The following is a 12,011-nucleotide window of genomic DNA, read 5'->3' as shown; positions in this document are numbered from 1 at the left end:
CGTCCCCGAAGGGATCAGCAGTCCTGCTTGCGCTCGGACGTCACGGCCAGCATCGACGCGGAGGCGTTGTCGCCGCCGCAATCGCGGACGCGGTGAATCTCACGCTGGGGCTTCTGCGGCGCGTCCATGTCCAGGCCGAACTGCGACAGGGCCGCAGCGGCGAGCATGGCTACAAAGCCGGCGATGATTTCGATCAGCGCCTGCATTCGCCGATCACTCCCCTGTCCATATGACGGCGGACATAATGCGCCGAAACCCGGTGCATAACAATGCGCCGCCGCATGAAGAAAGCGTCACCATTGACCGTCACGTGCAACGCATGGAACGGAAAGGGGCGGCGCGCGTCTCCTGAACGGGGAGGCGCATGTCGTCGTCACGCGAATCGGTCAGGCCGGACGGCATGAAAGACCAGAGCGATAATCTGTTTGCGCCCGGCCGGAACTGCTGGCGGGTCGAAACCGCGGGCCGGTTCGCCGTGCTCATGGAGAACGCAGCCTATTTCGCCGCCTTGCGGTCGGCCCTCGACAAGGCGCAGCAGTCGGTCGTCGTGCTCGGCTGGCAATTCGATCCGCGCACCCGCCTGCACCCCGAGGCCCCCGGCTACGGCCCCGCCGACGAGATCGGCCACCTGCTGCGCATGATGGTGAAGACCCGGCCAGAGCTGGACGTCCGCCTGCTGATCTGGAAATCGCCGCTGCTGATCGCCGCGTCCCAGGGCTTCTTCCCCCAGCGCGCCCAGGGCTGGTTCCGCAAGCGGATGGTCGAGTTCCGGCTCGACTCCCCCGCCGCGATGGGCGCCTGCCACCATCAGAAGGTGGTCATCATCGACGACGCCGTCGCCTTCTGCGGCGGCGGCGACATCTCGGTCGATCGCTGGGACTCGCCAGAGCACCACAGCGACGACCCCCGTCGCTGCATGCCCTCGGGCCTGATCGCGTCGCCCCGGCACGAGGTCATGTGCGTGATGGACGGCCCCGCCGCCCGGGCGCTGGGCGATCTGGCGCGCGAGCGCTGGTACCGCGCCACCGGCGAGCGCACGGTCGTCGAGACGGCGCCAGGCGACCCGTGGCCCGACGACGTCCCGCCGGATCTTCTCGACACCCCTGTGGCCATCGCCCGCACCGAGCCGAGGGAGGGCGCCCGCGCGGACATCCGCGAGAACGAGGCCCTGCATCTGGATGCGATCCGCCGTGCGAAGCGGCTGATCTATCTTGAGAACCAGTATTTCACCTCGCCGGTGATCGCCGCCGCCCTGGCCGAACGTCTCGGCGAGGAGGACGGGCCGGAGATCGTTCTGGTGTCCACCGGCGCCAGCCCCAGCTGGTTCGACAAGATGGCCATGGACACGGCCCGGTCCGAGGTCCTGTTTCGGCTGGAGCAGGCTGACCGGCACAATCGCTTCTTCGCCTTCGCCCCGCATACGCGATCGGGCGAGCGCATCATCGTCCACGCCAAGATGTCGATCTACGACGACGAAATCCTGCGCATCGGCTCGACCAATCTGAACAACCGGTCGCTGGGCTTCGACACCGAGTGCGATATCGCCGCCGAGCCGGGAACCGAGGCGGGGCGCGAGGCGATCCGCCGCTTCCGCCATCGGACCATCGGTCACTGGATCGGCGTGTCGGCGGAAAGTTACGCCGCCGCCGAGGCCCTCAGCGGATCGGTCGGCGAGGCGATCCAGCGTTTCGACAGCGGCCGGATGCAGGTTCTGGGCGCGACGCCGCCGTCGCACATCGAACAGCTGATCGCCGAGTTCCAGCTGGGCGACCCGATCTCTCCGGACGATGCGTTCCGTCCATGGAAGCGGCGGCTGACGTCGCACCGCCGCAGGGCGCTCACGCCCCCCTGACCTCGAAGTCCACGATCAGGGGCAGGTGGTCAGACGCCATCCGGGCCAGGGGCGAGAACGGCGCCTTCACCCCCGTCACGACCACTTCGGGGCTGGTGAAGCAGTGATCGATGCGGATGGCGGGGAAGCTGGACGGGAAGGTCTTCACCGACGGCTTCAGCCCGAGCGTGCGCTGACAATCGGCCAGCTTCCGGACGAGTGTCTGATACGGCCGGGTCACCGAGGTGGCGTTGAAGTCGCCGGTCAGCAGGGTCGGTCCCGTGCAGTCGGGATGGCCCAGCCACTGGTCGCCGACCAGCGCCGCCGCCTGCAGCCGCTGCTCACGGGGAACGAGCCCCAGGTGGGTGTTGAAGACGTTCAGCTTCGCCGCGCCGATCTCGATCTCCACCCACAGGGCGCCGCGCGGCTCCAGACCGGGCACGCCGCGCACGGACGGCAGGGGGCCTGAGCGAACCAGACGCTCGGGAAGGTGGGTCAGGATAGCGTCGCCGTACAGCTCCGCCTCGACCTGCATGGCCGCGTGGAAGTGGAAGGTCATCGACAGCTGTTTGGCGATCGAGCTGGCCTGATCCACGAACCCTGTTCGCGCGCGACCGACGTCCAGCTCCTGCAGACAGACGATATCCGGCTCATGCTCGGCGATGACGCCGGCGATGCGCGCGACATCGACGCGACGGTCCATGCCTGCGCATCGGTGCACGTTATAGGTAAGCAGGCGTGGCATGGGGCTCCGGGCGGCCGCGGGGGCGTGCAGGTCTTTCGTCCCTGAATGCGACCCCAAAGGGGCGCGGACCGGGCGCTCAGATGATGACCAGCTTGTCCTCGATCTCGTTGACGTCGCGTTCAGCGGGCGGGAAATGCTCGGCCAGCACTGCGCCGCACAGGGCGACGGCGGCCTCGAACCCGGCGGCGGAATCGCCCCGCTTCATGCCGCGCGACAGCGCCTCGACCGCATCCCCCCACACGGACTGGTCGACCCGCGAATGGATGCCCTTGTCGGCGATCACCTCCACCTGGTGATCGGCCAGCGAAGCGAACAGCAACACGCCGGTCCTGGCCTCGGTCACATGCAGGCCATGCGCCAGGAACTGCCGCATGGCCGCCTTGCGGACCCGGGCTCGTCGCACGCTGCGTGGCGTCACCATCCGCTGGATCGGCGGGATCGAGGTCAGCAGGAAGACGACTACGAATATCGCCGCCTGGATCAGGGCGTAGGCCGTCAGTGCATGGCCGATCGTGGCTTCGCGCGCCGCCAGATGCGCCGCCTCCCAGCCGGCGCCCAGGCCCGGAATCCAGCCCGGCTCGAAGCCCAGCGGGATCAGGGCCATCGGCAGGATCAACGCCGCCGCGGCGGCCCAGGCCAGCGACACGTCGCGATAGGGCGACACCTTCTTGGCCAGGACGCAGAAGATCTCGCCCGAGGTCCGGGTTTCCGCCTCGGCGATCGCCTTGGCGATGCGGGCGTGGGCGTTGGAATCGTGCCGTATCACCATCCGCCCGATGCGCCTCCGCCGCCGAAACTTCCGCCGCCGCCGCCGAAGCCGCCGCCACCCCCGCCGCCCCACGACGAGCCGCCTCCGCGCCCGCTGTTACGCAGCGCCTCGGAGGCCGCCCAGATCAGGATGGGAGCCACGCCATCGCCGCGCCGACGTCGTCCGCCGGCGATCCGCCCCATCAGGCCCAGGGCCAGGAAGACGAAGACCGCGATGATCAGCAGGGCTGGGCCTATCGGAGCTTCCGCCTGCGGCTGTTCGGCGGCCACGGCGCGCGCCTGCGCCTCGGCGGGATCCAGCCTCAGCTGCTCCTCGATGGCTGTGACGCCCTGTTCGATGCCCTGGTCATACCGGCCTTCGCGGAAGGGCGGCAGGATCTGATTGTGAATGATCACGGCGGACAGGGCGTCCGTCAGAACGCCCTCCAGGCCGTAGCCGACCTCGATCCGCACCTTTCGCTCGGTGGGCGCGACGATCAGCAGGGCGCCGTTGTTCTTGCCGGCCTGCCCGATGCCCCACGCCCGACCCAGCTGGTAGCCGTATTCCTCGATCTCGTACCCCTGCAGGTCCGGCACGGTGACGACGACCAACTGGTTCGTCGTGTCACGCTCCAGCGTCTCCAGCCGCGTGTTCAGCGCGGCCTCCTGGTCCGGGGTGAGCAGGTTGGCCTGATCCACCACGCGACCGGTCAGCTGCGGGAAGATCGGGGCGGCCATCGCCGGCGTCGCCGCCAGCCAGACGGCCGTCAGCAGCACGACGATCAGCGCCGCCGCGCGGCTTCCGAGGCTTGCCTGGGAGTGACGGATCACTGGGCCGGCGCGGCCGGCGGTGCGGAACCGGGCGCGGCCGATGGGGCCACCCCGCCCGGAGCAGCGCCGGGGGCAGCGGGGTTCAGGGCGTCGAAATTGACGTTCGGAGCGGTCTGGGCGGCCTCGGTGGCGCTGAACAGCTGCATCGGCTGCGAGCCGCCGTGGATCGTCTTGGCCCAGATCACCGTCGGGAAGGTCCGCAGCGAGGTGTTGTAGTCGCGAACGGCCTCATTGTAGTCGCGGCGCGCCACGGCGATGCGGTTCTCGGTCCCCTCCAGCTGCGACTGCAGGGCGAGGAAATTCTGGTTGGACTGCAGCTGCGGATAGTTCTCGACCACCATCAGCAGGCGGGACAAGGCCTGGGAAAGCTCGCCCTGCGCGGCCTGGAAGCGTTGGAAGGCCTGAGGATCGTTCAGCGTTTCAGGGGTGACCTGCACGCTGGTGGCGCGGGCGCGGGCCTCGACCACGGCGGTCAGGGTGGTGCGTTCCTGGATCGCCGCGCCCTGCACGGTCTGCACCAGGTTCGGAATCAGGTCCGAGCGCCGCTGGTACTGCGACTGTACGTCGGCCCAGCGGGCCTTTGCGGCCTCTTCCTTGGTGGGAATGCTGTTGATCCCGCAGCCGGCGACGGCGGGGGTCATCACAAGCACGGTGGCGAATGCCGCGGCGCGGGGCGAGAACCGGATCATGGACGTCTCCTGACAGCGTTACCCGACTATTGGGCGCGGACGCCCAACGGTTCAAGCGTCCAACGGTTCAGGTTCGATTCCGGCGGCGCGGCAGGCGGCCGTGTAGGTGTTGGCCAGCAGGCAGGCGATGGTCATCGGACCGACCCCCCCCGGCACCGGCGTGATGCGTCCGGCGACGGCCGCGGCCTCCTCGAAGGCCACATCGCCGACCACGCGGGTCTTGCCCTCGGCGGCCTTGACCGGATCGCGGGACGGCACGCGGTTGATGCCCACGTCGATCACGGTCGCACCCGGCTTCACCCAGTCGCCGCGGATCATCTCCGGTCGACCCACCGCCGCCACCAGAATATCGGCCGTCCGGAACAGGGACGGCAGGTCGCGGGTGCGCGAATGGGCGATCGTCACGGTGCAGCTTTCGCCGAGCAGCAGTTGCGCCATCGGCTTGCCGACGATGTTCGAGCGGCCGACGACCACGGCGTTCAGGCCGGACAGGTCGCCCAACTCGGCCTTCAGCAGCATCAGGCAGCCCAGCGGCGTGCACGGGACCATGCCCGGAACCCCGACCGACAGGCGGCCGACGTTGACCACGTGGAACCCGTCCACGTCCTTGTCCGGATCGATCGCGGCCAGGACGGCGGCGCTGTCGATGTGGGCGGGCAGGGGCAGCTGGACCAGAATCCCGTGAATGCCTGAGTCGGCGTTCAGGGCGGCGATCAGCGCCAGCAGTTCGGCCTCGCTCGTATTGTCGGACAGTCGATGGGTGTCGGACCGCATGCCGGCGCGCTGGGTCGTCTCGCCCTTGTTGCGCACGTAAATCTGGCTCGCAGGGTCCTCGCCGACGATCACGACCGCCAGTCCCGGCTTCACGCCGTGGGCGGCTTCCAGCCGGCCGGAGGCGGCGGCGACGCGGTCTACAAGGCCGGCGGCGAAGGCCTTGCCGTCGATTATGGTCGCGCGTGGGGGGGCGGCCGTCATGGTTTCGGCTCCGGTCGTCAGGAATCGTGCGGTCCGCGCGATTTACAGAGGGCGGGGTTCGGCGTCTATGATCCCTGTCGACTCCAGGGGATCCGCATGCGCCGTCAGACCGTACTCGCCGCCGTCAGCAGTCTGGCGCTTGTCGCCGCAGCGGCGGGACCCGTTCTGGCCCAGGAGGCGACGCCTCTCGCCGTCGGAGACAGCGTCGAGGGCGAAATCGCCGACGGTGATTCCACGGCCGCCGACAACGCCTGGCGCTTCGACAGCTACGCCGTCAGCGCCGTGGCCGGGCAGCGGCTGGAAGCCGTGATGCGCTCTGACGCCTTCGATACGGTGCTCGAGGTTCTGACAACCGCCGACGGCGAGCCGATCGCCACCGACGATGACGGCCTGGGCGACGGCACCAACTCGCGCCTGCGCTTCACTGCCGACCACGACGGCGTCTACATCCTGCGCGCCCGCAATCTGTCGGGGCTGGAAGGCGGGGCCTATACGCTCAGCCTCGCCCAGCGCGACGCCGCGCCCGCCGCGCCACAGCCGTCGTCGATTCGCCTCGGGCAGACCGTCCAGGGCGAACTCGGCGCCGACGACGCCGAGGCCGACGACGGCCGTCCGTACGATGCCTGGACCTTCACCGCCCGGCGGGGCGATCGCGTTTCGATCTCGCTCGACAGCGAGGCTTTCGACCCCGTGCTGCGCGTCGGCCGGATGGAAGGCGACGTGTTCACGGAGCTGGAGACCAATGACGACGGCGATGGCGCGGGTCTGAACTCCCGTCTGGTCTTCACCGCCGCTGACGGCGGCGACTACGTGATCCGCGCCACGGCGCTGAACACCGCTTCGGCCGGCGCCTATTCGCTGTCGCTCGGGGAAGGCCCCGCGCCCGTGGCCGCCCGCTCGATCCGAATCGGCGACACGGTCGAGGGCGAACTGACCGACGGCGACGGCAAGAGCGCCGCCGGCATGCCGGCGGACGCCTACCGCTTCACGGGCCGTGAAGGTCAGCGTGTCCGGATCGACATGAGCTCGGACGACTTCGACACCTTCCTGGAGCTGTTCGACGACAACCGGACCAGCCTCGCCAATGACGATGACGGCGGGCCCGAAGGCACCGACTCGCGCCTGATCTTCACCCTGCCGCGCGACGGCTCCTATGTGATCGAGGCCCGGGCCTTCGCGACGGCGACCGGCGATTATTCGCTGTCGGTCAGCGAGGTCGCGCCCGAGAAGCCGCCGGTGGCCATCCCGTTCGGCCGTCTGGTCCAGGGCGAGATCGCCGAGGCCGACAGCCGCGACAACGACGACCGCGGCTTCGACGGCTACGTCTTCACCGGCGTCGAGGGCCAGCGCGTCCAGGCCATCATGCGCTCGGGCGATTTCGACACCTATCTGCAGGTCGGCCGGGTCGGAACGGAGTTCACGGCCCTGGGCTCCGACGACGACGGCCTCGGCGAGGGCACGGACTCGCGCCTGAACTTCACCCTGCCCGAAAGCGGTCAGTACGTGCTGCGCGCCTCGCCCCTGGCGTCTGAAGGCAAGGGCCTCTACTCGCTGGAACTCATCGACCGCGGCCCTCAGCCCCGTCCGGGCAGCCTGCTGGTCGGCTCCACCGCCCGCGGGACCCTGACCGAGTCCGACGCCGCCGCCGACGACAACAGCTTCTACGACGCCTACCGGGTCACGCTGAAGGAAGACGAGAAGCTGGTGATCATCATGGTCTCCAACGAGGTCGACAGCTTCCTGAGCGTCGGGCGCGAGAAGGACGAGGGCGAGTTCGAGGCGCTGGCCTCGGACGACGACAGCCTGTCGGACACCCACGCCCGCCTCGAATGGACCGCGCCGTCGGACGGCGTGTACGAAATCCGCGCAGGCACGTTCCAGCAAGGCCAGACCGGGGCCTACGCCCTGATCGTCGAGAAGCAACCGTAGGACAGCGATGGCCGACATTGTCTCCCGCAAGGACCAGCATCTGGATGTGATCCTGGCGGGCAAGGCGCGGCACGGCCTCGACAGCGGTTTCGACGCGGTGCGCTTCGTCCACGAGGCGCTGCCGGACCTGGACTACGGCAAGATCGATCTCGGCGCCGATTTCCTCGGCCGGCGGCTCAAGGCCCCGATGCTGATCAGCGCCATGACCGGCGGTCCGGCGCGGGCCGAAGCGATCAACGCCCGCCTGGCCGAGGCGGCCCAGCATCTGGGCATAGCGCTCGCCGTCGGTTCGCAGCGCGCGGCGCTGGAGCAGGGCGGGGCGCCCGGCCTCGACATGGCCCTGCGCCTGCGCGCGCCGGACACGCCGATCCTCGCCAATATCGGCGCCGCCCAGCTGACCCGCGGCTTCGGCGTCGACGAGGCGCGGCGGATCATCGACATGGTCGCGGCCGACGCCCTGGTCGTGCACCTGAACCCGCTCCAGGAAGCCTGTCAGCCCGAGGGCGATCGCGACTGGTGGGGCGTCGGCGCGTCGCTGGAGGCGCTGGTGAAGGCCCTCGATGCCCCTGTGGTGGTCAAGGAGACCGGCGCAGGCATCTCCGGCCCGACCGCGCGGCGGCTGGCCGACATGGGCGTCGCCGCCATCGACGTCGCCGGCGCGGGAGGCTCCAACTGGGCCCTGGTCGAGGGCGAACGCTCCGAAAGCGAGCTCGACAAGGTTCACGCCTCGGCCTTCGGCGACTGGGGCCTGTCGACGGCCCGCGCCATCGTTGAGGCCCGCGCCGCCTGTCCGCGCACCCTGATCATCGGTTCGGGCGGCGTCCGCGACGGCATCGACGTCGCCCGCGCCCTGCGGCTGGGCGCCGACATGGTCGGTCAGGCGGCGGGCGTGCTGACCGCCGCCACGGTCTCGACCGAAGCCGTCGTGGCCCACTTCCAGACCGTCATCCGCCAGCTGCGCACCGTCTGCTTCTGCACCGGCTCGGCCAATCTGACGGCGCTGAGACGGGCCCCGCTACAGAGCTGAACCTCAGGCCGAGGGCAGAAGATCCTTCGCGAACGCCCGATACCGCCCGGCGCGCACGCCAGCCGTGGCCTTCTCGATGTCCGGCGCGAAATAGTGGTCCGAAGTGTAGGGGGCGGCGGCCTCGCGCACGATGGCGAAGACCTTCTCCAGATCGTCCGAGGTCTTCATCGGGCGGTGGAACTCTATCCCCTGGGCGGCGGCCAGCAGTTCGATGCCGACCACGGCGGCCGTGTTCTCGGCCATGTCCAGCAGACGGCGGGCGCCGTGGGTGGCCATGGAGACGTGGTCTTCCTGGTTGGCGCTGGTCGGCACAGTGTCGATGACGCACGGATGGGCCACCATCCGGTTTTCGGCGACGAGGGCGGCGGCGGTCACCTGGGCGATCATGAAGCCGGAGTTCAGACCGCTCTCCTTCACGAGGAAGGCGGGCAGCTCGCTCATCTTCGGGTCGACCAGGATCGAGGTGCGGCGCTCGGAGATATTGCCGATCTCGCACAGGGTCATGGCGATCTGATCTGCTGCATAAGCAACGGGTTCGGCGTGGAAGTTGCCGCCCGAGATGACATCGCCGTCGTCGATGAAGACCAGCGGATTGTCGGTCACGGCGTTGGCTTCGCGCTCCAGCGTCGCGGCGGCGTTGCGCAGCACGTCCAGGGTCGCGCCCATGACCTGCGGCTGGCAGCGCAGGGAGTAGGGGTCCTGCACCTTGGCGCAGTCCTCGCGGTGGCTCTCGCGGATCGCGGACCCGGCGATCAGGCCGCGCAGGCGGGCGGCGACATCGATCTGGCCGGGCTGGCCGCGCAGGGCGTGGATGCGGTGGTCGAACGGGGCGTCGGAGCCTTTCAGCGCGTCCACCGACAGGGCGCCGGCGGCGACGGCGGCGGCGAACACGGCCTCGCTCGCGAACAGGCCGGCCAGGGCCAGCGCCGTCGAGCACTGGGTGCCGTTCAGCAGGGCGAGGCCTTCCTTGGGCCCCAGCACCAGCGGCTTCAGGCCGATCCCGGCCAGCGCGGCCTCGGCGGCCAGCGTCTCACCCTTCGCCCGGGCCTCGCCGACGCCGATCAGGACGCAGGACATGTGCGCCAGCGGGGCCAGATCGCCCGAGGCCCCGACCGAACCCTTGGACGGGATGCACGGCAGGACTTCGTTATTCACCAGCGCGATCAGCGTCTCCAGCGTCTCGCGGCGGATGCCCGAGGCGCCCTTCGACAGCGAGGCGATCTTCAGCACCATCAGCAGGCGGGTGACGTCCTCGGACAGCAGAGCGCCGACGCCGCAGGCGTGGCTGAGCACCAGGTTCTTCTGAAGGGTTTCAAGGTCTTCCGGCGCAATGCTGGTGTTGGCCAGCAGGCCGAAGCCGGTGTTGATGCCATAGACCGTGCGGCCCTCGGCGAGGATGGCGGCGACGACGGCGGCGCCCTTCTCGACATTGGCCCAGGCGGCCTCGGTCAGGGAGACGGTGACCGGTCCTTCAAGAACGGCGCGCAGCTGGGCGAGCGTGAGCGGGGCGGCCCCGATGGTGATCGTGGTCATCTTCAGTCTTCCATGCTCGGCAGGTTGAGGCCGTTCGCGCGCGCGGCCTCCTTCGCGATCTCATAGCCGGCGTCGGCGTGGCGCATGACGCCGGTGGCGGGGTCGTTCCACAGCACGCGCTCGAGGCGGGCCGCGGCTTCCGGCGTGCCGTCGGCGACGATGACCACGCCCGAGTGTTGGCTGTAGCCCATGCCGACGCCGCCGCCGTGGTGCAGCGACACCCAGCTGGCGCCCGAGGCGGTGTTCAGCAGGGCGTTCAGCAGCGGCCAGTCCGACACGGCGTCCGAGCCGTCCATCATGGCCTCGGTTTCGCGGTTGGGGCTGGCGACCGAACCCGAGTCGAGGTGGTCGCGGCCGATGACTATCGGGCCGGACAGTTCGCCCGAGGCGACCATCTCATTGAACATCAGGCCGGCGCGGTGGCGATCGCCCAGGCCGATCCAGCAGATGCGGGCGGGCAGGCCCTGGAAGGCGATGCGCTCGCCGGCCATGTCCAGCCAGCGATGCAGGCCGGCGTTGTCCGGGAACAGCTTTTTCATCGCCGCGTCGGTCTTGCGGATGTCCTCCGGATCGCCGGTCAGCGAGGCCCAGCGGAACGGGCCGACGCCGCGGCAGAACAGCGGGCGGATGTAGGCCGGGACGAAGCCGGGGAAGTCGAAGGCGTTGGCCACGCCCTGGTCGAAGGCGACCTGGCGGATGTTGTTGCCGTAGTCGGTGACCGGGATGCCCATCTTCTGGAAATCGAGCATGGCCTGGACGTGGACGGCGCACGACTGACGGGCCGCGGCCTCGACGGCGGCGGGGTCGGAGACGCGCTTGTCCTCCCATTCGGCGACGGTCCAGCCCTGGGGCAGGTAGCCGTTGATCAGGTCGTGGGCGCTGGTCTGGTCGGTGACCAGATCGGGCCGCACGCCGCGCTTGACCAGTTCAGGCAGAACATCCGCCGCATTGCCCAACAGGCCGACAGAAATAGGTTTTTTGTCCGCATTGGCCTTCTCGATCAGGGCCAGGGCCTCGTCGAGAGTTTCGGCCATGACGTCGAGGTAGCGGGTCTTCAGGCGCATCTCGATGCGGCTGCGCTGGCACTCGACCGCGAGGCAGGAGGCGCCCGCCATGGTCGCCGCCAGGGTCTGGGCCCCGCCCATGCCGCCGAGGCCGGCGGTCACGATCCATTTGCCCGACCAGTCGCCGCCGTAGTGCTGGCGCCCGGCCTCCATGAAGGTCTCGTAGGTGCCCTGAACGATGCCCTGGGTGCCGATGTAGATCCACGAGCCGGCCGTCATCTGGCCGTACATCATGAGACCCTTGCGATCGAGCTCGTTGAAATGCTCCCAGGTCGCCCATTTGGGCACCAGGTTGGAGTTGGCGATCAGCACGCGCGGGGCGTCGGCGTGGGTGCGGAAGACGCCGACCGGCTTGCCCGACTGAACCAGCAGGGTCTCGTCGGCTTCCAGCTTGCGCAGCTCCTCGACGATGCGATCGAAGGCCTGCCAGTTGCGGGCCGCCTTGCCGATGCCGCCGTAGACGACGAGGTCCTCGGGACGCTCGGCGACCTCGGGGTCGAGGTTGTTCATCAGCATGCGCAGCGCCGCCTCGGCGGCCCAGGTCTTCGCGGTCATTTCCGTTCCGCGGGGGCTGCGGACGACGCGTGTGTTGGGGGTGGTGCTCATGAGGGACCTCGCGACGGATGCGGTTCAGCGAGCG

Annotated in this window: 11 protein-coding genes; 3 read left to right on the top strand and 8 right to left on the bottom strand. The window is 69.4% G+C overall.

The features are described from left to right. Positions 1 to 14: 14 nt before the first annotated feature. Entirely contained in the window at positions 15 to 206 is a 192-nt protein-coding gene (locus GGR12_RS11035) for a hypothetical protein (RefSeq protein ID WP_183204448.1), read from the bottom strand. Between the two features lie 194 nt (positions 207 to 400). On the opposite strand from GGR12_RS11035, the gene GGR12_RS11030 reads away from it, so the two are divergent. Then, positions 401 to 1,852, top strand: a complete 1,452-nt coding sequence (locus GGR12_RS11030) for a phospholipase D-like domain-containing protein (RefSeq protein WP_246328852.1) — start codon at positions 401 to 403, stop codon at positions 1,850 to 1,852. Here the strand turns inward: GGR12_RS11030 and GGR12_RS11025 are convergent. The 5 genes from GGR12_RS11025 to folD all read right to left on the bottom strand — a co-directional run bounded on the left by GGR12_RS11025 (position 1,839) and on the right by folD (position 5,818). Then, positions 1,839 to 2,534, bottom strand: a complete 696-nt coding sequence (locus GGR12_RS11025; protein WP_425486217.1) for an endonuclease/exonuclease/phosphatase family protein — start codon at positions 2,532 to 2,534, stop codon at positions 1,839 to 1,841. The genes GGR12_RS11030 and GGR12_RS11025 overlap by 14 nt on opposite strands. 118 nt (positions 2,535 to 2,652) lie before the next feature. Then, positions 2,653 to 3,345: a TPM domain-containing protein gene (locus GGR12_RS11020; protein ID WP_183204446.1), complete on the bottom strand. Its 693-nt coding sequence runs from the start codon at positions 3,343 to 3,345 to the stop codon at positions 2,653 to 2,655. After that, positions 3,339 to 4,154, bottom strand: a complete 816-nt coding sequence (locus GGR12_RS11015) for a TPM domain-containing protein (RefSeq protein WP_343053217.1) — start codon at positions 4,152 to 4,154, stop codon at positions 3,339 to 3,341. The genes GGR12_RS11020 and GGR12_RS11015 overlap by 7 nt, the downstream gene beginning before the upstream one ends. Beyond that, on the bottom strand, positions 4,151 to 4,843 hold the full coding sequence (locus GGR12_RS11010) for a LemA family protein (RefSeq protein ID WP_183204445.1): 693 nt from the start codon (positions 4,841 to 4,843) through the stop codon (positions 4,151 to 4,153). The genes GGR12_RS11015 and GGR12_RS11010 overlap by 4 nt, the downstream gene beginning before the upstream one ends. 51 nt (positions 4,844 to 4,894) lie before the next feature. Then, on the bottom strand, positions 4,895 to 5,818 hold the full coding sequence (gene folD, locus GGR12_RS11005; RefSeq protein WP_183204444.1) for a bifunctional methylenetetrahydrofolate dehydrogenase/methenyltetrahydrofolate cyclohydrolase FolD: 924 nt from the start codon (positions 5,816 to 5,818) through the stop codon (positions 4,895 to 4,897). Positions 5,819 to 5,914: 96 nt separating this feature from the next. Here folD and GGR12_RS11000 point away from each other — a divergent pair, with 96 nt between their 5' ends. Next, the gene (locus GGR12_RS11000) at positions 5,915 to 7,747 is read left to right on the top strand and encodes a PPC domain-containing protein (protein WP_183204443.1); all 1,833 of its coding nucleotides are present in this window, start codon (positions 5,915 to 5,917) and stop codon (positions 7,745 to 7,747) included. A gap of 7 nt (positions 7,748 to 7,754) precedes the next feature. Next, positions 7,755 to 8,774, top strand: a complete 1,020-nt coding sequence (gene fni / locus GGR12_RS10995) for a type 2 isopentenyl-diphosphate Delta-isomerase (protein ID WP_183204442.1) — start codon at positions 7,755 to 7,757, stop codon at positions 8,772 to 8,774. Positions 8,775 to 8,777: 3 nt separating this feature from the next. On the opposite strand, the gene hutH is transcribed toward fni, so the two are convergent. Together hutH and hutU are read right to left on the bottom strand one after the other, a co-directional pair. After that, positions 8,778 to 10,307 carry a histidine ammonia-lyase gene (gene hutH / locus GGR12_RS10990; protein WP_183204441.1) on the bottom strand — a complete coding sequence of 510 codons (1,530 nt, stop codon included), beginning with the start codon at positions 10,305 to 10,307 and terminating at the stop codon, positions 8,778 to 8,780. Positions 10,308 to 10,309: 2 nt separating this feature from the next. Next, positions 10,310 to 11,977 carry a urocanate hydratase gene (hutU, locus tag GGR12_RS10985; RefSeq protein WP_183204440.1) on the bottom strand — a complete coding sequence of 556 codons (1,668 nt, stop codon included), beginning with the start codon at positions 11,975 to 11,977 and terminating at the stop codon, positions 10,310 to 10,312. Positions 11,978 to 12,011 lie beyond the last annotated feature (34 nt).

The organism is Brevundimonas lenta (assembly GCF_014196335.1).
GTDB lineage: Bacteria > Pseudomonadota > Alphaproteobacteria > Caulobacterales > Caulobacteraceae > Brevundimonas > Brevundimonas lenta.
The sequence above is the reverse complement of the archived record's forward strand: the minus strand, read 5'-3'. Positions and strand labels throughout refer to the sequence as shown.

What these genes read in the sequence shown, in the direction of transcription:
- GGR12_RS11035 (WP_183204448.1), bottom strand. Translation starts at nt 206, where the DNA reads ATGCAGGCGCTGATCGAAATCATCGCCGGCTTTGTAGCCATGCTCGCC.
- GGR12_RS11030 (WP_246328852.1), top strand. Translation starts at nt 401, where the DNA reads ATGAAAGACCAGAGCGATAATCTGTTTGCGCCCGGCCGGAACTGCTGG.
- GGR12_RS11025 (WP_425486217.1), bottom strand. Translation starts at nt 2,534, where the DNA reads ATGGACCGTCGCGTCGATGTCGCGCGCATCGCCGGCGTCATCGCCGAG.
- GGR12_RS11020 (WP_183204446.1), bottom strand. Translation starts at nt 3,345, where the DNA reads ATGGTGATACGGCACGATTCCAACGCCCACGCCCGCATCGCCAAGGCG.
- GGR12_RS11010 (WP_183204445.1), bottom strand. Translation starts at nt 4,843, where the DNA reads ATGATCCGGTTCTCGCCCCGCGCCGCGGCATTCGCCACCGTGCTTGTG.
- folD (WP_183204444.1), bottom strand. Translation starts at nt 5,818, where the DNA reads ATGACGGCCGCCCCCCCACGCGCGACCATAATCGACGGCAAGGCCTTC.
- GGR12_RS11000 (WP_183204443.1), top strand. Translation starts at nt 5,915, where the DNA reads ATGCGCCGTCAGACCGTACTCGCCGCCGTCAGCAGTCTGGCGCTTGTC.
- fni (WP_183204442.1), top strand. Translation starts at nt 7,755, where the DNA reads ATGGCCGACATTGTCTCCCGCAAGGACCAGCATCTGGATGTGATCCTG.
- hutH (WP_183204441.1), bottom strand. Translation starts at nt 10,307, where the DNA reads ATGACCACGATCACCATCGGGGCCGCCCCGCTCACGCTCGCCCAGCTG.
- hutU (WP_183204440.1), bottom strand. Translation starts at nt 11,977, where the DNA reads ATGAGCACCACCCCCAACACACGCGTCGTCCGCAGCCCCCGCGGAACG.